Genomic DNA, 19,926 nt, shown 5'->3' on the forward strand with positions numbered 1-19,926 from the left:
ATGGAAGGATTATTACCGAGACTTCCCCTAGCTGATTGGATTGATTTGTTAGTTGATTGGATGACAATGACCTTTGGTGGTTTGTTTGACGGAATCTCTGAAGGAATTGAAATGTTTGTTGAGGGAATTGTTGGAGGTTTAGGCTTTATACCTTCTTTTCTATTGATTATTCTTGTTAGTTTACTAGCTTGGAAGATTTGTAATAAAAGAATTGCTTTGTTTGCTGTATTTGGACTATTTCTGATTGATAACCTTGGATACTGGGAAGACATGCTCGAAACGCTCGCACTTGTCTTAACCGCAGTATTAATCTCCGTGATCATTGGTATTCCGGCTGGGATTTGGGCGTCACAAAGCAACAAAGTAAAACAAGTGGTTATACCTATACTTGACTTTATGCAAACCATGCCTGCATTCGTTTACCTATTACCAGCAATCTTTTTCTTTAGTATCGGTGTTGTACCGGGGGTAGTTGCATCTGTTATTTTCGCAATGCCACCTACAATTCGTTTAACAATCCTAGGTATTAAGCAAGTACCAGCTGATCTAATCGAAGCTACAGAGGCATTTGGTTCAACCACGAAGCAAAAGCTCTTAAAGGTTCAATTACCACTAGCGATGCCAACCATTATGGCTGGTATTAACCAGAGTATCATGCTTGCCCTTTCAATGGTCGTAATTGCGTCGATGGTTGGAGCACCAGGGCTAGGTACAGAAGTGTATCGTGCCGTAACGCAAATTAAAACAGGTGTCGGGTTTGAGGCTGGTCTGGCAATAGTTGTAATTGCTATTTTACTAGACCGCATCACTCAAAATATAGGTAAGAAAAAACAAGGGGGAACTGCGTAATGTTAAAGAAATTAGTAGGAATCACATCAGCACTAACACTATCACTTGGATTAGCAGCTTGTGGAGGTACAGAAACTGGAGGCTCATCAGAAGAACCTACAGAATCCACTGCAAGTGTAGGTGAGCAAGTGGATTATGAGATTGTTGGAATTGATCCAGGTGCAGGACTAATGAAACTTACCATTGAAAATGTTCTACCTGAATATGGTCTAGAAGACTGGGATGTAGTTGAAGGTTCAGGTGCAGCTATGGCTGCAGCATTAAAAAAGGCTTATGATAATGAAGAGCCTATTATCGTTACAGGATGGAGTCCACACTGGAAGTTTGCTAGCTATGACTTAAAATATCTAGAAGATCCAAAAGGAATCTATGGTGGAGCGGAAGATGTTCATACAATCGCTCGTCAGGGTCTAAAAGAAGATCATCCTGATGCACATTTAGTTCTAGATCAATTTAACTGGGAACCACAACATATAGAAACTGTTATGAACTTAATCCAAGAAGGAACAGACGCAGCTGAAGCAGCGGCTCAATGGGTTAGTGAAAATGAAGATGTAGTGAGTACTTGGACTGAGGGAGTAAATACAGCAAACGGTGAAGAGATTAAAATCCTTTACGTAGCATGGGATGACGTTATTGCTAGCTCTCACGTTGTTGAAAATGTATTAGAAAGTGTTGGCTATGATGTTAACTTAATTCAAGTTGATGCAGGTCCAATGTGGGCTGGTGTAGCAGACGGAAGCGGTGACGCAACAGTAGGTGCATGGTTACCAACTACACATGCTGATTATTATGCAGAATACGATGGAAAGTTTGAAGATCTAGGATCTAACCTTCACGGAACAAAGCTAGGTCTAGTTGTACCAGCATACATGGATATTGATTCAATCGAAGACCTTAAATAATAGAAGAAACACAAACCTAAAAGCTAGCTGTTCACCAAGAACAGCTAGCTTTTCTTATATTCACTTCAACACTTTAAAGGACTGGGGGCCAGGCCCCCGGTCCTTTAAAGTGTTGAAGTGTGTGACCTTAGTTGATTAAAGCATGAAATCTTTGGTATTATCAGTATATTGTTAGCGCACGACATTCGGAGGTGAAGGGATAATGTCACGTATTTCTAAGGATCAAGTGAAGCATGTTGCTCACTTAGCACGGTTAGCGATTACAGAAGATGAAGCTGAAATGTTTCGAAAGCAGCTAGACGATATGATTACTCATGCAGAGCAGTTAAATGAATTGAACACAGACAATGTGGAGCCAACTACCCATGTTCTTCATATGAAGAATATTTTAAGAGAAGACAAACCTGAAAAGGGACTTCCGATCGAGGAAGTACTGAAAAATGCACCAGATCAAAAAGATGGTCAAATTCGCGTTCCAGCGATTCTGGAGTAAGGAGGGGATCTACGATGTCATTATTTGAGCATAAAATATCTGAATTACATAGTAAATTACATAAAAGAGAAATCAGTGCAACGGATTTAGTTGATGAGTCATATAAACGAATTTCAGCGGTCGATGACAAAATTAAAGCATTTCTAACTTTAAATGAAGAAAATGCTCGGGCTCAGGCAAGGGAAATCGATAACTCGCTTGGTTCAAAGAATGAGTTTGGTCTCTTATTTGGTCTCCCGATTGGTCTCAAGGATAATATTGTAACGAAGGGGCTTCGGACAACCTCTGGAAGTCAAATTCTTGCAAACTTTGATCCTATTTATGATGCAACCGTTGTTGAAAGGCTGAAAAATGCAGAAACAATTACGATTGGAAAACTAAATATGGATGAGTTTGCAATGGGTTCTTCTAATGAGAACTCTGGCTTTGTTCCTACAAGAAATCCATGGAATACAGACCACGTACCAGGTGGATCAAGTGGAGGCTCAGCTGCAGCTGTTGCAGCAGGTGAAGTGTTGTTTTCACTTGGATCTGACACGGGTGGATCGATTCGTCAACCAGCAGCCTTTTGTGGTGTTGTTGGGTTAAAGCCTACATATGGAAGAGTATCACGTTACGGACTTGTTGCGTTCGCTTCCTCCCTAGATCAAATTGGTCCGATTACCAATACGGTCGAAGATAATGCATACTTACTGCAAGCAATAACAGGAGTTGACCCAATGGATTCAACATCTGCAAATGTTGAGGTGCCAGACTTCCTTTCTTCGTTAACTGGAGATATAAAAGGGTTGAAAATTGCCGTTCCTAAGGAATATCTAATGGAAGGTGTAAAAGAAGAGGTTCGTCAGTCCGTTCTAGATGCTCTAAAGGTACTAGAAGGCTTAGGAGCTACATGGGATGAGGTTTCACTTCCGCATTCAAAATATGCCCTATCGACCTATTACTTACTTTCTTCTTCTGAAGCATCTGCTAACTTAGCAAGATTTGATGGGGTAAGATATGGAGTTCGTTCTGAAAACGCGAAGAACCTACTTGAGCTATATAAGCAAACAAGAAGTGAAGGATTCGGAAATGAAGTTAAGCGCCGTATTATGCTTGGTACATTCGCATTAAGCTCGGGTTATTATGATGCTTATTATATTAAGGCACAAAAGGTACGTACATTGATTAAAAAGGATTTTGAAGATATTTTTGAAAAATATGATGTCATTGTTGGACCAACGACACCTTCCCCAGCTTTCAAAATAGGTGAAAACACGAAAGACCCGATGACAATGTATGCAAACGATATTTTAACAATTCCTGTTAACCTTGCTGGTGTACCTGGAATATCGGTACCTTGTGGATTCTCTAATGGGTTACCGCTCGGATTACAAATCATTGGAAAGCATTTCGATGAGTCAACATTATACCGTGTTGCCCATGCGTACGAGCAAGCAACGGATTATCATAAGCAAAAGCCAATTTTGTAAGGGGGTTAGACGATGAACTTTGAAACAGTAATAGGACTTGAAGTCCATGTCGAGCTGAAAACGGACTCGAAGATTTTTTCTAGCAGTCCTAACCATTTTGGAGCAGCCCCTAATACACAAACAAGTGTAATTGAATTAGGGTATCCTGGTGTTTTACCGGTTTTAAATAAACGTGCCGTGGAGTTTGCGATGAAAGCAGCAATGGCTTTAAATTGTGAAGTCGCGACAAACACAAAATTTGACCGAAAAAACTACTTCTATCCAGATAATCCGAAGGCATATCAAATCTCTCAGTTTGACCAACCTATCGGTGAAAATGGCTGGATTGATATTGAGGTAAATGGACAAACGAAGAGAATAGGTATTACACGTCTACACCTAGAGGAAGATGCCGGAAAACTTACTCATACAGGTGACGGCTATTCACTCGTTGATTTTAACCGTCAAGGTACTCCTTTAGTGGAGATTGTTTCTGAGCCTGATATTCGCACACCGGAAGAAGCGTATGCTTACCTTGAAAAGCTAAAATCGATCATCCAATATACAGGTGTGTCTGATTGTAAGATGGAGGAAGGTTCACTTCGTTGTGATGCCAATATTTCGTTACGCCCAATCGGACAAGAAAAATTTGGTACAAAGACAGAGTTGAAAAACTTGAACTCATTTGCCTTCGTTCAAAAGGGATTAGAATTCGAAGAGAAGCGTCAGGAGAAGGTGTTACTTTCCGGTGGTGTTATTCAGCAAGAAACACGTCGTTATGATGAAGCGAAAAAAGAGACAATCTTAATGCGTGTAAAAGAAGGATCTGACGATTATCGGTATTTCCCTGAACCTGACTTAGTGCAGCTCTATATCGATGATGAATGGAAGGAACGTATTCGTTCAGAAATTCCGGAACTACCAGATGCTCGTAAAAAGCGCTATATTGAAGAGCTTAACTTATCCGTTTATGATGCAGAGGTATTAACGGTAACGAAAGAGATGTCTGATTTCTTTGAAGAAACCGTTAAAAAAGGAGCAGATCCAAAGCAGGCTTCCAACTGGTTAATGGGCGACGTATCAGCTTATTTAAACTCAGCTAACAAGGAGCTAAGTGAAATTGGACTAACTCCAGAAAGCCTTGCAAAAACAATTACACTTATAGAGGATGGTACCCTTTCTTCTAAGCTCGCGAAAAAAGTATTTCAAGAGTTGTTAGAAAATGGTGGGGATCCCGAGCAAATCGTTAAAGACAAAGGTCTCGTACAAATTTCTGATGAGGGTACTTTACGTAAAATTGTGACTGAGACGTTAGATGCAAACCCTCAATCAATTGAAGATTTTAAAAGCGGTAAGGACCGTGCAATTGGTTTCCTAGTTGGGCAGATTATGAAAGCGACAAAGGGCCAGGCGAACCCACCGTTGGTAAATAAGATCCTACTTGAAGAAATTAAAGCTCGTTAAGCTAAAAAGCACTCTTTATTAAAAAGAGTGCTTTTAATGTTTGGTTGAAGAGATATGATCAATTTCTCCAAATGATAGTTTATGAACCGACTTCTCATCGTCGTTATAAATCTGTACATAGCCTTCATTCATATCGAATGATAGCAACCGTCCATAAACACGAGTGCGACCTTTCTTTTGTTTCATCATCTCTACATAAATTAATTCGTTTGATTTTTGCCAAGCGTTAAAATTCTTTTCCCACGACTCCATAGACATCCTCCAGGCTAGTAAAAGGATTTTAGTAGTATACGGAGAAGCTGTGTAAGTTATTTATGTTTCTAAAAGTAGTTGTGGGGCATACTGGTAAAGTGAAAATATTGGAAATGTATATTTTTTCCGTTATAATAGAAAAGGCTCAATTTAACCGAAAAAGGTATATGGTCTCATAATAGAGAATATAATCTGAACACTTGTCTATATTTAAAACAAACAGGATGATGAAAATGAAACGTGCTCGAATAATTTATAATCCTACTTCAGGAAGAGAGCTTTTTAAAAGGCATCTACCTGAGGTGTTACAAAGACTAGAAAAGGCTGGATATGAAACATCGTGTCATGCCACGACGGGAGCAGGTGATGCAACTAGAGCGGCTAGCTTTGCTGTGGAGCGAAGATTTGATGTTGTTATAGCAGCCGGTGGAGACGGAACCATTAATGAAGTCGTAAATGGACTTGCTGAGCAAGACTTCCGCCCAAAACTGGGGATTATCCCAGTGGGAACAACGAATGATTTCGCTCGTGCAATTGGTGTGCCCCGTACAATTGATGAAGCTACTAATATTATTTGTGAGGGTGAAACTCTTCCGATTGACCTTGGAAAAGTAAATGGTCAGTTCTTCATTAATATCGCTGGTGGGGGTAAGCTAACGGAGCTTACCTACGAGGTTCCTAGTAAGCTAAAAACAATGCTTGGTCAGCTGGCATATTATCTTAAGGGGATGGAAATGCTTCCTTCGATTAAACCAACCACCGTTGAAATCGAATATGATGGCAAGGTTTTTGAAGGTGAAATTATGTTATTCCTCGTGTGTAACACTAATTCTGTTGGTGGATTTGAAAAGCTAGCTCCAGCCGCTGACTTCAGTGATGGGATGTTTGATTTAATTATATTAAAAAAAGCAAACCTTGCTGACTTTGTTAAAATAGCTTCACTTGCCTTAAAGGGTGACCATTTAAGTGATCCTCACATCATTTATACAAAAGCAAATCGAATTAAGGTGAGTTCTCAAGAGAAAATTCAGCTTAATCTAGATGGTGAATATGGTGGAGTAGTTCCTAGTGAATTCATGAATTACTATCAGCATTTAAACGTATTTGTGTCAAAAGAGAAAATTAAACAATTGAATGGATAATGAATCAAAGCAGATCCTTTTGGGTTTGCTTTTTTTTAGTTTCTTGGAAAGTGAAAATAGATACTCCTTAACTAGGTCTTCTTTTTAAGTGCTAACTATATTTTTCTAATAACCATAAAACGAGTATGCGCATAGTTTACTAAAGAGGTGAAGAGTGTGGTTCATGAAGGATTATTGTTATATGCAAATGTCATATGTACTGTTCTATTATTTTTGTATATTTACCGAATTCGTAGGCTAATTGGCTTTCAGCTTGGTATGAATATTTCCATGATTGCAGGAGGTATGCTGGCAATTACGACAGGTGTTCTGTTAATTGCTCAATTTCCACTTCAGTTTGCCCCGGTGACAATTATTACGGCAGTTTTAGGTATGGTAGTAGGTGCGATATTTGGTGTGTTATTTGATTATCAAACAATGCTTACAGGCTGGGCGAACGGCTTAATGATGGGATTAATGGCACCCATGATTGGGGCGGTGACTGATGGATCGATGTTATTCATCTGGTTTATGGAGCTTTCATTACTAGTTGCATTCAGTTTCGTAGCTTGGTCAGCAAGAGGAACGTAAGGATGTGAATATATGATCATTTTTTTATTTTTACTTCAGCTTGTCATCATCCAACTAACTTATGTCTCTTTATTACAACGAAAGAGACTGTTCGATGATCGATTTGGCAAGACATATACGTTTGCGACAACAGGTGTTAGTGGATTTATCCTAAGTATGATGCTAGTTTTCCTTTTTCCTGAATATTCAATAATGGTCATCATTTCGATTGTAATCGGGGGGATTATTGGTGCTGTTTTTGGTGGTCTATATAAGATGCAAACAGTGCTTCTAGGAACTTGGAATGGAGCGGTTGGAGCGTTAATGGGGAGCATGCTTGGTTTAGTGGTGTTAGACCCTGCCTTATGTGGGCTACCAGGAGTGGCTGCCCGGGATATAGTTAATAACATATTATTGTTTTCAATTTTTGGGACAATTGTTCTATATATAACCATGTGGTTAGTCAGATTTTCACTTCGAGTATAGGGGAGGGATAAGATGAAGAATTGGATGTGGGTTTTACTAATATTAGTAGGTTCGGTCATGGTGTATTTCTTTTGGCCTAATGAAGACCGTTTACCTGCAATGAAAAGTGTAGAGCCTTTTGAGATGGAGACGATGGAGGGCTCTACCTATGATTCTGAAAATAATAAGATTAAGTTAGTTGCTTTCTTTTACACCAATTGTCCAGATATATGTCCGTTAACCTTTGTGGACCTTAAACAGTTACAGAAGCAGCTTAAGGATAAAGATAAGTTTGGGTCTGAGGTGGAGTTTGTAACGATTACGTTGGATCCTGAGTTTGATACAACTGAAAGATTAGTTCGATATGCAGAAGCCTTTGATGTTGATTCTACAGGGTGGAAGGTAGTACGCACAAATCTTGATTACACTAATGAAATTGCTACCGATTTTCAGATGAACTTTAAAAAAGAAGACAACTTTATTACTCATGGAACTAAGATGTTCTTAGTAGATAATGATCATAAGATTCGTGCAATATACGATATGGCAAACCCTGAAGAAAAGGTTGATCTTAACCAGATTTTGGATGATCTAGATTACCTGCTCCAGTAAATAGCATTTACTAGCTTATTTATGTTAAAATGACGGCAGTCAATCTAGCGGAAAAGGAAGTAGAATATGTCAAAAGGTACAGCACCAATAGAAAAAAATGAAACGTATCACGTTACCTTTCATGATCTTACACATGACGGAGCAGGAGTAGCAAAGGTTGAGGGGTTTCCGATCTTTGTTGCAGGAGCACTGCCTGGTGAAACCGGAGTCATTAAAGTTGTTAAGGTCAAAAAGGGCTATGCATTCGGACGGTTAGTAGAGCTTCAACAAGAGAGTGAATACCGTGTAGAATCTGCCTGCCCAATTTATAAACAATGTGGAGGCTGTCAGCTTCAGCATATGAGCTATGAAGGCCAGCTACAAGCAAAGCATAAACAGGTTGTCGAGGTGCTTGCTCGGATTGGTCAGCTTCAGGATGTCAACGTACATCCTGTGCTTGGAATGGACGAGCCGTGGCGCTATCGAAATAAGGCTCAGGTTCCAGTAGGAGAACGTGAAGGTGGATTAGTGGCGGGCTTTTATCAGCAACGTTCACATGACATTATTAATATGGAAGAATGTCTGATCCAAGAGCAAATTAATGATGATCTTGTTCAGGGAGCAAAGAAAATCTGTGAATTAAACGGTGTACGTGCCTATGATGAGGAGCGCCATCGTGGAAACCTTCGACATATCATGGTTCGTTACGGACAAATGACGGGTGAGGCTATGGTTGTCCTTGTCACGAGGGAAAACAAGCTGCCTAATCAAGAGAAAATCATAGAAGAAATAAGGAAGATCTCACCCAATATAAAATCAATTGTCCAAAACGTAAATAATAAGAAGACAAATGTCATTATGGGCGATGTAACAAAAGTACTTTGGGGTGAGGAGTACATTTACGACTATATTGGCGACATCAAATTTGCTATTTCAGCAAGGTCATTCTATCAAGTAAACCCAAAGCAAACAAAGGTGCTTTATGAACAAGCCTTGAATTATGCTGAACTTAATGGTAGTGAAACGGTGATTGATGCTTATTGTGGAATTGGAACCATCTCCTTGTTCTTAGCTCAAAGAGCTAAGCGTGTATATGGAGTTGAAATTGTTCCCGAAGCCATTTCGGATGCGAAGCGAAATGCGAAAATCAATGGAATGGAAAATGTGGATTTTGCCGTTGGGGAAGCAGAGAAAGTCATTCCTTGGTGGTATGCACAAGGAATTCGGGCAGATGTATTAGTGGTGGATCCTCCTCGTAAGGGCTGTGATGATGCCTTATTACAGACGATTATAGAGATGAAGCCTAAGAGAGTTGTATATGTATCCTGTAACCCTGCAACGCTTGCTCGTGATTTAAGAGTGTTGGAGGATGGTGGGTTTAAAACAATTGAAGTACAGCCCGTTGATATGTTTCCTCATACAACTCATGTGGAGTGTGTGGCGCAGATTATATTAAAAGTTTAGTTCAATAAACTCTGCATGAGTAAAAGAGATAAATTTCATAAATATAGATATAAAATCGAAGGTCTCCAGACAATCCTGGAAATGGCCCTCGGTTTTTTTTTTATTAATAAAAGGTTATATTTTAAGTGAGGTAAATACGTGTGTGGTCATCTGCAGATGCTTTAACTTTGTGGTTTAATCTACTTTGATACGTAATGTTAACTTTTTTTGAAACGAGATATATTTTCCACTTGTTATCTTAAGTGACCGTGATATGGCGACATTGCAATTGGTTCAATATATCTTTCAATCACAATTTAGTAAAGACTATAACTTAGCATTTGCTTCCTATCTAATGGCTTTAGCGCCAATGATTGTCGTGTACATCTTTGCGCAAAAAGGGGTCATTAGTGGTGTTATGAAAGGGTCCATTAAGTAAGAAGCTAAACTTTTTAAGGGTAGTGATCATTCTACTTGCCCTCTAATCAAAATGATCGTGTAGGAGTGTGTCTTATGAAAAAAACTTGGTGGAAAGAAAGTGTTGTATATCAAATCTATCCTCGTAGTTTTAATGATACAAATGGTGACGGTATCGGAGATTTAAAAGGAATTACAGAAAAGCTTGATTATCTAAAAGACTTAGGTGTTAATGTCATTTGGTTATCTCCAGTATATAAATCACCTAATGATGATAATGGTTATGATATCAGTGATTATCAAGATATTATGGATGAGTTTGGAACAATAGAGGACTGGGAAGAACTTCTTGCAGAAATGCATAAGCGTGGCTTGAAGTTAATCATGGATTTAGTAGTAAATCATTCATCAGATGAGCATGCGTGGTTTGTTGAATCTAAAAAGTCAAAGGATAATCCTTATAGGGATTATTATATTTGGAGACCTGGTAAAGACGGAAAAGAACCAAATAACTGGGAATCTGCTTTTAGCGGTTCAGCATGGCAATATGATGAACAAACAGATGAGTATTTCTTACATCTGTTTAGTAAGAAACAACCTGATTTAAACTGGGAGAATCCAAAGGTACGCCAAGAAGTGTACAATATGATGTCTTGGTGGCTGGATAAAGGCATTGATGGCTTCCGAATGGATGTAATTAATTTTATTTCCAAGGTACCAGGGTTGCCGGATGCACCTAACCCAGAAGGTAAGCGATATGTTGGTGGCGGTGAATATTTTATAAATGGACCACGCATTCATGAATTCTTGCATGAAATGAACAAAGAGGTTTTATCAAAATATGATGTGCTCACGGTAGGTGAAATGCCTGGTGCTAAGGTTGAGGATGCGCAGCTTTATACAGGTGATGACCGTGAAGAGCTAAATATGGTGTTTACCTTTGAGCATGTAGACCTTGATTCAGGACCAAATGGAAAATGGGACCTAAAACCACTTAACTTGGTTGATTTAAAAGAAAATGTTACTAAATGGCAAAAAGGTCTCCATGAAGCTGGTTGGAATAGCTTATATTTAAACAACCATGATCAACCTCGTATGGTTTCAAGGTTTGGTAATGACAAAGAATACCGAGTAGAATCTGCTAAAATGTTAGCCACCTTCCTACATATGCTTCAAGGTACTCCATATGTATATCAAGGTGAAGAAATTGGAATGACAAATATCCGATTTGAATCAATTGATGAATACAAAGATATAGAAATTTTGAATATGTACAAAGAGAAAGTCATTGAGGGTAATGAAGATCATGATAAAGTGATGGAGTCGATCTATGTAAAGGGTCGTGACAATGCGAGAACCCCTGTCCAATGGGATGACAGCGAGCATGCAGGATTTACAACTGGTGAGCCATGGCTCACAGTAAATCCAAACTACAAAGAAATTAACGCTAAAAAAGCTGTTGCTGATCCAAATTCAGTGTACAACTATTATAAAGAATTGATTCGTCTACGAAAAAATCATGAAATCATCGTGTATGGTGAATATGATTTAATCCTAGAAGATCATCCACAAATTTATTCTTATACAAGATCTTATAACGGTGAAAAATTGCTTGTTATCACAAACTTTAGTGATAAAGAGGTAGCTTTTGAAAATCCAGAAATTGTTCAGTTTAATGCTGAAGAAGTGTTGATTAGTAATTATGAGGTCGATTTCAGTAAAGATGTTTCATCTTTAACGTTGCGCCCTTATGAGGCAAGAGTTTATAGAGGTAATTAGTCTGAGAAATCCCTAAAATAAATGTTTTCTAAAAGCATAAGAAGAACTATCTCAGAAAAAGGGTTAAAATACGACTGAGATGGTTCTTTTTATGCTGTAATTATAGTCCTCTTACTGATGTATTTTAAAGACTCGCTATATTCACCTGAGTTAGCCTTGATTTCCTTAACTGTGGTGTATATATGGATCAGTCATTAAAAGATAACAAAAAAATGGACGGTAATAGCAATAATGAACAGTTAGAAACATATATCGTTTCCAAAATACCGGTAAAAGTATAACAACTAATGAGGGACTAAAGGTTGCGGATAATCATGCAACTTTAAAGGCTGGTGCAAGGGGGCCAGTTTTGATGTAGGACTTTCACTTTTTCCAAAAACAGATGCATTTTGACACGGAACGGATCCCAGAAAGGGTAGTTCATGCAAGAGGACCTGGAGCACACGGTGCATTCAATTATATAAATCTATGAAAAAATATACAAAAGAAGAACAATTGTATCACCCCCAAGTAGTTCGTTCACACTCTATATCAGAAACCTACTTTGTATTACTACTTGCAGGTAAAGTGTCTAACGAAGGTTATTCTTTGGTAATTTACTTAGATATAGTTTTAACTGCTGTCCTTCCCGAATAAACTATTCATAGCATACTTCATTTCATTCAAGAATGGAGGTGACACTATGTTTTCGGTTACAGAGATGCGCACGTTTGAATTATTTTCGATTCAGCACATTGCAGCATTTTTGTTTTTTGTGCTTGTCTCTTTTTGCCTCATTTACTTTAGACGGACACTAAAGCCACATCAGTCCTTCATTAAGTGGACGCTATTCAGCATTCTGGTATTGAGTGAGGTATCAGCTCAAATTTGGGTATTGGCAACCGGTCAATGGGAGCTAGGGAGTTTACCGTTACACCTTTGTTCCATTAGTACTTTTATCTCCATCTATCTATTTTTAAAGCCTAGTAAAAAAGCATTTTACTTGTTGTACTTTACTGGAATGATTCCTGCCATTTTAAGTATAGTTACGCCTGAATTATTTTATCAGTTTCCTCATTATCGTTTTTTAAAATATTTCCTACACCATTCTGCTATTACGTGGTCTGTATTATTCTTCCTCGTTTATGAAGGTTATCGAGTTCCAAAGAAAGCAATTTGGACCGGCTTCTTACTACTTAATATCATATCCATTCCGATCTTTTTCATTAATCTCCTTCTAGACACTAATTTCTTCTACTTGGCGAAACCAACCGAATCCCAAACGATCCTATCCTTTTTCGGCTCAGGCATTATGTATTATATTAATCTTGAAATTGCAGCATTAATTGTTTTTATTATCACGTATCTTCCAATGGGGCTGTTGTTGAAAAAGGAGAAAAACACAGACATGTAAATTTAAAAATATGGAGTAGGACACGAAAAAAACAGAAACCTTTTAGGGGTTTCTGTTTTCTTTCATTATCTTAAATTAATAAACTTTCACATTCTTATAAGTAAACTTGCTATTAAATCTATTGAAGTTAAGAACCACGGAAGGTGCTTTTACATAAAATCAAAAAAGTATCTGATTACATGAAAAAACAATGGAGCAGTATATGTTAAACTATCAACGCGACTTAAGTAACTTTCCTTTAACGTAGTAGCTTTTGTGGTCTCTCCAAGTAATAGGTCTCGTTTTAACACGGAGATGGTAAGTGCTCCAAAGAATCCTCCAAAAGCAATTAGTAACCCTGAGATGATTCCAAACGTAACATCGAATGGAGTTAAGTATGGGAAAATCAAATAGGCAACAGTTGTTGTTATGATTGTTGCACCAACAAAACCTTCCCAGGAAATATGAGGGTTGGCGGTTGGAATCACTTTTTTCTTACCCAAATATAGTGAGATTAGAAAATGTACAGCATCATTCAGCTGTGTTAATAAAACTAAAAATAGTACCAGATTTGCCCCATAAACGGGGGATGCAAACTGGAAGTAGGCTAGGTGACTTAAACCAAAGACCATGAGCATTAATCCCCATTGGGTAGAACTGACCGATCGCAAAAAACCAACTGTTCCCTTGTTACCTAATATTCGGGGTAGTGGTAAAAATAAGAATACATAAATGGGGATAAAGACAATAAACATTCCATACCATTCAATATAAATCCAGTAAAATTGAATGGGGATAGACAAATAGGCCCACAGAAATGCTCGGCGATCAACCTTTCTTGTTTTCATCATAGAATAGTATTCTTTAAGAGCGAAGAAACAAAGAATCATTAAGGACAATAAAGAAACCACTGGATTAAATAACGTCGCAAACATAAAAATCAAAAACATTCCCCACCATGTTTTTACACGAATGGAGAGAGAAGAGAAATCTTTGCTTGGTTGAGTCCTCTTCATGATTAAAACTAATAAGCTAATAGCTAGTAAGCTACTAAATATAACTAATTGTGTCCAGAGTGTACTATTCAAACCCTCACCAACTTTTTGTCTATATTTTTTAAGGTTTCATGTATAATTTACTATAGGATAAAAATGTAAATAATAAAAGAGGGATAGCATGGAAAAGAATCAAAGTGTATATATTATGCTTTCCGATACGGGTACTTTGTTTACAAAATCGATAAAGAAATACACAAAGGCTCCTTACAATCACGCCTCGATTTCCTTTGATCCAGACTTACAAGAGTTATATAGCTTCGGAAGGAAAAATCCTAGCAATCCTATTAATGGTGGATTTGTAAGGGAGGACATTTTTAAGGGAACTTACAGCAAATATCCAGAAACAACTTGCGTCATCTACAGGTTAGATGTATCGGATCGAGATATTATAAAGATGAAGCGAGTGTTAAGTGTATTCAAAAAAAATCAAAGTAAATTTCTATATAACATACTTGGTGTCATAGGGGTTTCCTTAAATGAACCAGTTGAGTTTAGCAATTCATATTTTTGTTCACAATTTGTTGCAGAAATTTTACATCGCTCAGGGATCAGGCTGTGGGATAAACTCCCTGTCCTAATTACGCCTGATGATTTCCGGAATAATTCTAGGCTGCATCAAGTATATGAGGGTAAATTATTTGATTATGAACCAATCAAGAAACGTTTGTAACTCTAAGGATCAAGTTTAAAATTGGGACTGTTTTTATGCTTCTTAGGTTGAAGTATAGAACCTTCCTAATTTTTTTTTGTGAAATTTAGGCCAATGTCATGTGTTATTAGTCTAATAGGTGAGAGGCATAACAAGAGAGGGTGAAAATAAATGTTGAAATTAGTAAAGAAGGCTCAACAAGGTGACGATCAAGCATTTTTAAAGCTTTTTCAGCAATATGAAGAAGATATATACAGGATGGCCTATGTCTATGTGAAAAATGAAGGAGATGCCCTAGACGTGGTTCAGGAAGTGGCATATCGCTCCTTTAAAAAGATTGGTACCTTACAAAAGCCTGAATACTTTAAGTCATGGCTAGTGAAAATTGCCATTACTTGTTCCATAGATTTAATTAAGAAAAATAACAAGGTTGTTCAACTAAATCCTGAGTTTGAAGAGTACATAGGAGTAGAAGACCAGGATGTCTCTCTTTCTATAACACTACACGAGGTAATGAATCAGTTGAACGCGGAAGAAAAAAGTATCGTTCTTTTAAAGTATTACGAAGGTTATTCGTTTAAGGAGATTTCTAATTCACTAGAGATGCCCTTGGGAACCACTAAATCTATTTTATACCGTGCATTAGGAAAGCTTCGAACTAAACTTAAGGAGGCTGAAATACAATGAGTCAATTAAAGAAGGAATTACAGCAAATTAACATTCCCAAGGATTTACATAAAAGGTCGATGATGGGCGTTCAAAAGGCGAAGGCAGAACAAAGTGGTGGGTCTGTACCACGTATCAAAAAGCATAGCATTTTCAAGAGAGTATCAGTTGCAGCAGCAGTATGCATGATATCCGTTTCGTTACTAAGCTTTACACCCGCATTAGCAGCTATACAGGAAATGTATGATAAAATCTTTTCTAGTAATCATATTGATGACAAAGGGTTACAGGCAGTGTTGGAAGAAGGACATGGGCAAGCCATTAACCAGACATTTTATGATGAAGAAAATGACATTACTGTAGAATTCCAGAGTATCTTAACGGATTCTAAAGAAACAAAGCTGTTAGTGATTTATCAAAGTGAGAAAACCGACTTAGAAAACTATTCCCTCGATATATTTGAAGGGCATACCGAAGTTTATGTAGTTGATGAAATGGGCCAGGAAAAGAAACTGAATCATGTCGGCTGGGGTAGCAGATATTATGATAAGAAAGAAAATAAAGTGGCCCAAGCCTTAGCGTTTGATTCTATTAAGGAATTTGAAGGTCAGAACATTATGTTAGAAATGCGTAACTTGACTGAATATGATCACAGTAATAAAGGTGATATTCCTTGGATTAAAGTAGAGACAACATGGCCTCTAACCTTTAATCTTACTAACTCTTATATTGCTGAAAGAGAAACCATTGAGTTAAATAAACAATTTACGTTTGAAAATGAAACTTATACGATCAAGCAAGTAGAGTTTTCTGCGTTTGATACAAGAGTTGTTATTACTGGAACAGATACAGGACCTTACATCGAAGAACGTTCTGGGGAAAAATTTGATGTAATGAGTAAATTAGAGGAGCAATTCTTAAACGCAAAAAAGTTTGAAAAAGGTTACGGGCACATTGTAGATGAATCAAAATCTGGTGTCTTTTTAAGAGCTAGTGGTGAAAAAATAGAGCCGATCTTTAACAAGAATGAACTGCCAGGTCCACTTGGTGAATATGTAATGGTATTTGCTCCTGTTAAGGATAGCAAAAATACGATGCTTGAAGTGGGAGAGGACTTAAAAATATTGTTAACTGAATAGGAGAGTCTTCCCTTTTTATGGGAGACTTTTTATCTAGGTAAATATCTTTTCATTAGTTGTTAAGGTTTTAGCCTGTTTAGTTATTGTTAGCATACATTTGGACGGATGCTAGTCACTCGATAGAAACTTTAGGTGGTAAAACAGAAAAGACGTCTCATTTGCTGTTAAGCAAAACGAAACGTCTTTTTTGTTTACTTGTGGGACAAGGAACCTGTCCCTTTGTCCCGACGATCATCAAACCAACCAACTAAGTGCTGTAAACGCTCTAAACGGTGTTTAGGTTTACCAGAACGTGAAAGGTCATGGTTTTCATCTGGGAAGCGGATTAGTTTAGTTTCTACACCTAATCGCTTAAGGGCGATGTACCATTGCTCTGCTTGCTCCATCGGACAACGTAAATCCTGCTCGCTATGCAAGATGAGGGTAGGTGTTTTGACATTACGAGCATAATGTAGTGGTGAAAGTTCTAATAACCTCACTGCATCATCCCATAAATCAGCGTGTCCATGCTGCCATTCAGTGAAGAAGAAGCCGATATCACTCGTTCCGTAGAAGCTGTGCCAGTTACAAATACTACGTTGTGTAACGGCTGCTTTAAAACGATCTGTACGAGTAACGATTACGTTGGTCATGTACCCGCCGTAACTTCCTCCAGTTACAAATAATTGATCCGTATCAATGTAGTTAAAGTTAGCTAAGGCATAATCTACACCAGCCATGATATCTTCATAATCCATTCCACCGTAATCACCGATAACAGCATTTACAAAGTCGTGACCATAGCCTTGACTTCCTCGAGGATTTGTATAAAGTACCACATATCCTTTAGAGGCCATTAATTGCATTTCATGGTGTAAACCATTTCCGTAGGCAGTTGCAGGGCCACCGTGAATTTGAAGAATCATCGGATATTTCTTCCCTTCTTCATATCCGAAAGGTTTTAACACCCAGCCCTCAACATCCCAACCATCTGTACTCTTGTAATGGAAGTTCTCAGGAGTACTGACATGAACTTCATTATATAGATCTTGGTTCCAAGCTGTAAGTGGTGTAACGTTATCCACATTATTCAAATCTTGAGCAACTAAATCAGCTACTGAGTGAGGCGTTTCAAGTACCAGAACAGCCTGGTCATCACTTACAATATCAAAAGAAGTAACGGATGCAACAGCGGGTGACAACGCAGTAGAAACTTCACCTTCAAGATTTACTTTAAATAATTGGCAGTCTCCACCGATTGTCGCTTCAAAGAAAATGGATGTGTTAGAAGAATTCCAAATCAAACGAGCCTCTGCTGTGTCATATCTTGCATCAACACCGACAAGGTTGCCAACTGTATAGTCAAAGCTTTCCGTTAGGTTGGTTAATTCACCTGATTCTAAAGAAAACAGAAGAACATTTGCATTACCTTGACTTCTTTCACCACGAGTATGACCTATAGCTGCTAGCCATTTACCATCAGGTGAAATTGCAGGTGAATGTAGATACCCATTTCCTTGATAGAAAAGAGTCTCTTCCTTCGAAGCGATGTCAAATTTCCAAATGGCTGGAAGGTATCCCCACTCTTTGTCTTCTGCCTTTGTTCCTACATAGAATAAATTTTTCCCATCTGTAGAGAAGCGTGGCTGAGAGAAATCATGGTCTCCATCAGTAATCTTCGTATAGGCCTTTTTTGCTACATCGAATACATACACATGCTTACGATCGTCATTGTAAATACCGACGCCATCACCTTTATATCGAAGTCTAGTAATGACTTTCACATCACTTTTTTCTTCTTTCTTCTCTTCTTCTTTGTCAGTGGTTAGCTTTAATGCCCCGTTAATAGTAAGAGCTAGCTGACTTCCATCTGGAGACCAAGAGAAATCACCAATCCCTTGTTTAACATCAGTAAGTTGAATTGCTTCACCACCATCAGTATGTAAAAGCCAAACTTGATTTTTCCCGGTACGGTTTGAACGGAAAGCAAGTGTTTTTCCATCTGGTGACCATTTAGGAGCGGTATCCTTAACTAAATGGTCCTTTGAATAATGCGATGAAAACTGTCTACCTTCCCCATTTAAATCAGTTACATATATGTAAGAATAATAGCCATCCTTTTCTTGATCTAAAAGGGTAAGGACATAGGCCACTTTATCTTTGTTAGGAGATACTTGAGGATCTCCTACAAACTTAAATTCACATAAATCTTCTGCTGTTATCGGACGTTTCGTCATTTATACATTCCTCCGTCTTTGCAATATGTATCTATGAGTCTATTTTAACATTTCGGTAGTCGAAACAAAATGTATTTTTCGATATTTCAGTTTCTTTTATTTTATTTAGTTGGGATGAGGGACCTGTCCCTTTGTCCCTCAACAGGACAAAATCTGGAGCATATAATACCTTGTGTAAAAATAACAAAAACTTTTTGGGGTGGAATATGGAAACAAATAAACATAATGAATGGCAGGGGAGTTGTGCGCTTCCGAACTGTGCTCAGACAAATGATATGGCGCCGTTATTTAGAGCGGACGCATACCATCATGTTGAGGAGAAAATTAAAGAGGTTAGTTTAGAAAGCTATCGTGGAAAGTGGGTCGTGTTATTTTTTTATCCAAGTGATTTTACCTTTGTTTGACCGACAGAGTTAGCGGCGGTCGCTGCTATTTATCAACAGTTTCAAGCGTTAAATACAGAGGTGCTTGCAATCAGTACAGATAGTGTATACTCTCATAAGGTTTTTGCGGAGACTTCACCTTCTTTATCCAATATCACCTATCCACTTGTTAGTGATCGAACACAAGAAATTAGTAAGGCTTACCGAGTTTTAGATGAGAGGACTGGAGCAGCGTATAGAGCAACGATCATTGTAGATCCAGAGGGGGTTATTTTAAGTAAGTTAGTCAATCCTCCTGAAGTTGGACGAAATATTTACGAAATCCTAAGACTTATTCAAGGGATTCAACATAGAAGAAGAACTGGAGAAGTCGTGCCTGCTAATTGGTCATTAGGGCAACAAGGGATAAAGAGGAACTCTCGATACATTGGGAGGATATAAGGATTATCATGATTGTTAACAGCGTAATTCCAGTGGGATTACGTTGTTTTACTTCTTTAGGAAAAATGGACTCATTTGCTAAGTGATGAACGGTCATTGGTTACTATTCCTAATTGCTTAGTACCCCGTATTATAGTACACTTATTATAACTTAGTTAAATTAATTAACAAAGTTTATCCAATCCAATTACTTACCTAATCT

19 protein-coding genes and 2 pseudogenes are annotated in these 19,926 nt (G+C 38.0%); 18 read left to right on the forward strand and 3 right to left on the reverse strand.

What is annotated here, in order from left to right; genetic code table 11:
- The 5 genes from G4D63_RS15870 (at position 1) to gatB (ending at position 5,162) form a co-directional block, all read left to right on the forward strand.
- Entirely contained in the window at positions 1-849 is an 849-nt protein-coding gene (locus G4D63_RS15870) for an ABC transporter permease (RefSeq protein ID WP_163180667.1), read from the forward strand.
- Entirely contained in the window at positions 849-1,754 is a 906-nt protein-coding gene (locus tag G4D63_RS15875) for a glycine betaine ABC transporter substrate-binding protein (RefSeq protein ID WP_163180668.1), read from the forward strand. The genes G4D63_RS15870 and G4D63_RS15875 overlap by 1 nt, the downstream gene beginning before the upstream one ends.
- A gap of 202 nt (positions 1,755-1,956) precedes the next feature.
- Positions 1,957-2,247, forward strand: a complete 291-nt coding sequence (gene gatC, locus G4D63_RS15880) for an Asp-tRNA(Asn)/Glu-tRNA(Gln) amidotransferase subunit GatC (protein ID WP_163180669.1) — start codon at positions 1,957-1,959, stop codon at positions 2,245-2,247.
- A 14-nt stretch (positions 2,248-2,261) separates the two neighbouring features.
- Positions 2,262-3,719 (forward strand): Asp-tRNA(Asn)/Glu-tRNA(Gln) amidotransferase subunit GatA, encoded by a 1,458-nt coding sequence (gene gatA, locus G4D63_RS15885; protein WP_163180670.1) that lies wholly within the window; start codon positions 2,262-2,264, stop codon positions 3,717-3,719.
- A gap of 12 nt (positions 3,720-3,731) precedes the next feature.
- On the forward strand, positions 3,732-5,162 hold the full coding sequence (gene gatB, locus G4D63_RS15890) for an Asp-tRNA(Asn)/Glu-tRNA(Gln) amidotransferase subunit GatB (protein WP_163180671.1): 1,431 nt from the start codon (positions 3,732-3,734) through the stop codon (positions 5,160-5,162).
- Between the two features lie 33 nt (positions 5,163-5,195).
- Here the strand turns inward: gatB and G4D63_RS15895 are convergent, their stop codons facing one another.
- Positions 5,196-5,414 carry a hypothetical protein gene (locus G4D63_RS15895; RefSeq protein WP_163180672.1) on the reverse strand — a complete coding sequence of 73 codons (219 nt, stop codon included), beginning with the start codon at positions 5,412-5,414 and terminating at the stop codon, positions 5,196-5,198.
- A 233-nt stretch (positions 5,415-5,647) separates the two neighbouring features.
- Here G4D63_RS15895 and G4D63_RS15900 point away from each other — a divergent pair, with 233 nt between their 5' ends.
- The 9 genes and pseudogenes from G4D63_RS15900 (at position 5,648) to G4D63_RS15940 (ending at position 13,193) form a co-directional block, all read left to right on the forward strand.
- Positions 5,648-6,556, forward strand: coding sequence for a diacylglycerol kinase (locus G4D63_RS15900; protein WP_163180673.1), 909 nt, complete (start codon positions 5,648-5,650; stop codon positions 6,554-6,556).
- A gap of 156 nt (positions 6,557-6,712) precedes the next feature.
- Positions 6,713-7,126, forward strand: coding sequence for a hypothetical protein (locus G4D63_RS15905; protein WP_163180674.1), 414 nt, complete (start codon positions 6,713-6,715; stop codon positions 7,124-7,126).
- Between the two features lie 12 nt (positions 7,127-7,138).
- Positions 7,139-7,591 (forward strand): hypothetical protein, encoded by a 453-nt coding sequence (locus tag G4D63_RS15910; protein WP_163180675.1) that lies wholly within the window; start codon positions 7,139-7,141, stop codon positions 7,589-7,591.
- 12 nt (positions 7,592-7,603) lie between these two features.
- Positions 7,604-8,182, forward strand: coding sequence for an SCO family protein (locus tag G4D63_RS15915; RefSeq protein WP_163180676.1), 579 nt, complete (start codon positions 7,604-7,606; stop codon positions 8,180-8,182).
- A 66-nt stretch (positions 8,183-8,248) separates the two neighbouring features.
- Positions 8,249-9,625: a 23S rRNA (uracil(1939)-C(5))-methyltransferase RlmD gene (gene rlmD / locus G4D63_RS15920; protein WP_163180677.1), complete on the forward strand. Its 1,377-nt coding sequence runs from the start codon at positions 8,249-8,251 to the stop codon at positions 9,623-9,625.
- A 211-nt stretch (positions 9,626-9,836) separates the two neighbouring features.
- Positions 9,837-10,043, forward strand: a pseudogene (locus tag G4D63_RS15925) (carbohydrate ABC transporter permease); the annotation flags it as partial.
- A 74-nt stretch (positions 10,044-10,117) separates the two neighbouring features.
- Complete coding sequence (locus G4D63_RS15930; protein ID WP_163180678.1) at positions 10,118-11,800, forward strand: glycoside hydrolase family 13 protein; 1,683 nt, start codon at positions 10,118-10,120, stop codon at positions 11,798-11,800.
- Between the two features lie 376 nt (positions 11,801-12,176).
- Positions 12,177-12,254 (forward strand): annotated as a pseudogene (locus G4D63_RS22150) (catalase); the annotation flags it as partial.
- Between the two features lie 228 nt (positions 12,255-12,482).
- Positions 12,483-13,193, forward strand: a complete 711-nt coding sequence (locus tag G4D63_RS15940; protein WP_163180679.1) for a YwaF family protein — start codon at positions 12,483-12,485, stop codon at positions 13,191-13,193.
- A 149-nt stretch (positions 13,194-13,342) separates the two neighbouring features.
- On the opposite strand, the gene G4D63_RS15945 is transcribed toward G4D63_RS15940, so the two are convergent.
- Positions 13,343-14,260 carry a phosphatidate cytidylyltransferase gene (locus G4D63_RS15945; RefSeq protein WP_163180680.1) on the reverse strand — a complete coding sequence of 306 codons (918 nt, stop codon included), beginning with the start codon at positions 14,258-14,260 and terminating at the stop codon, positions 13,343-13,345.
- An 88-nt stretch (positions 14,261-14,348) separates the two neighbouring features.
- Here G4D63_RS15945 and G4D63_RS15950 point away from each other — a divergent pair, with 88 nt between their 5' ends.
- The 3 genes from G4D63_RS15950 to G4D63_RS15960 all read left to right on the forward strand — a co-directional run bounded on the left by G4D63_RS15950 (position 14,349) and on the right by G4D63_RS15960 (position 16,684).
- Positions 14,349-14,900 carry a hypothetical protein gene (locus G4D63_RS15950; RefSeq protein WP_163180681.1) on the forward strand — a complete coding sequence of 184 codons (552 nt, stop codon included), beginning with the start codon at positions 14,349-14,351 and terminating at the stop codon, positions 14,898-14,900.
- Between the two features lie 150 nt (positions 14,901-15,050).
- The gene (locus tag G4D63_RS15955) at positions 15,051-15,566 is read left to right on the forward strand and encodes a sigma-70 family RNA polymerase sigma factor (RefSeq protein ID WP_163180682.1); all 516 of its coding nucleotides are present in this window, start codon (positions 15,051-15,053) and stop codon (positions 15,564-15,566) included.
- Positions 15,563-16,684 (forward strand): DUF4179 domain-containing protein, encoded by a 1,122-nt coding sequence (locus tag G4D63_RS15960; RefSeq protein ID WP_163180683.1) that lies wholly within the window; start codon positions 15,563-15,565, stop codon positions 16,682-16,684. Before G4D63_RS15955 ends, G4D63_RS15960 begins: the two co-directional genes overlap by 4 nt.
- Before the next feature lie 191 nt (positions 16,685-16,875).
- Here the strand turns inward: G4D63_RS15960 and G4D63_RS15965 are convergent, their stop codons facing one another.
- Complete coding sequence (locus G4D63_RS15965) at positions 16,876-18,900, reverse strand: S9 family peptidase (RefSeq protein WP_163180684.1); 2,025 nt, start codon at positions 18,898-18,900, stop codon at positions 16,876-16,878.
- A 206-nt stretch (positions 18,901-19,106) separates the two neighbouring features.
- On the opposite strand from G4D63_RS15965, the gene G4D63_RS15975 reads away from it, so the two are divergent.
- Complete coding sequence (locus G4D63_RS15975; RefSeq protein ID WP_275580321.1) at positions 19,107-19,724, forward strand: peroxiredoxin; 618 nt, start codon at positions 19,107-19,109, stop codon at positions 19,722-19,724.
- The last annotated feature ends 202 nt before the right edge of the window (positions 19,725-19,926 follow it).

Source organism: Bacillus mesophilus (assembly GCF_011008845.1).
GTDB lineage: Bacteria > Bacillota > Bacilli > Bacillales > SA4 > Bacillus_BS > Bacillus_BS mesophilus.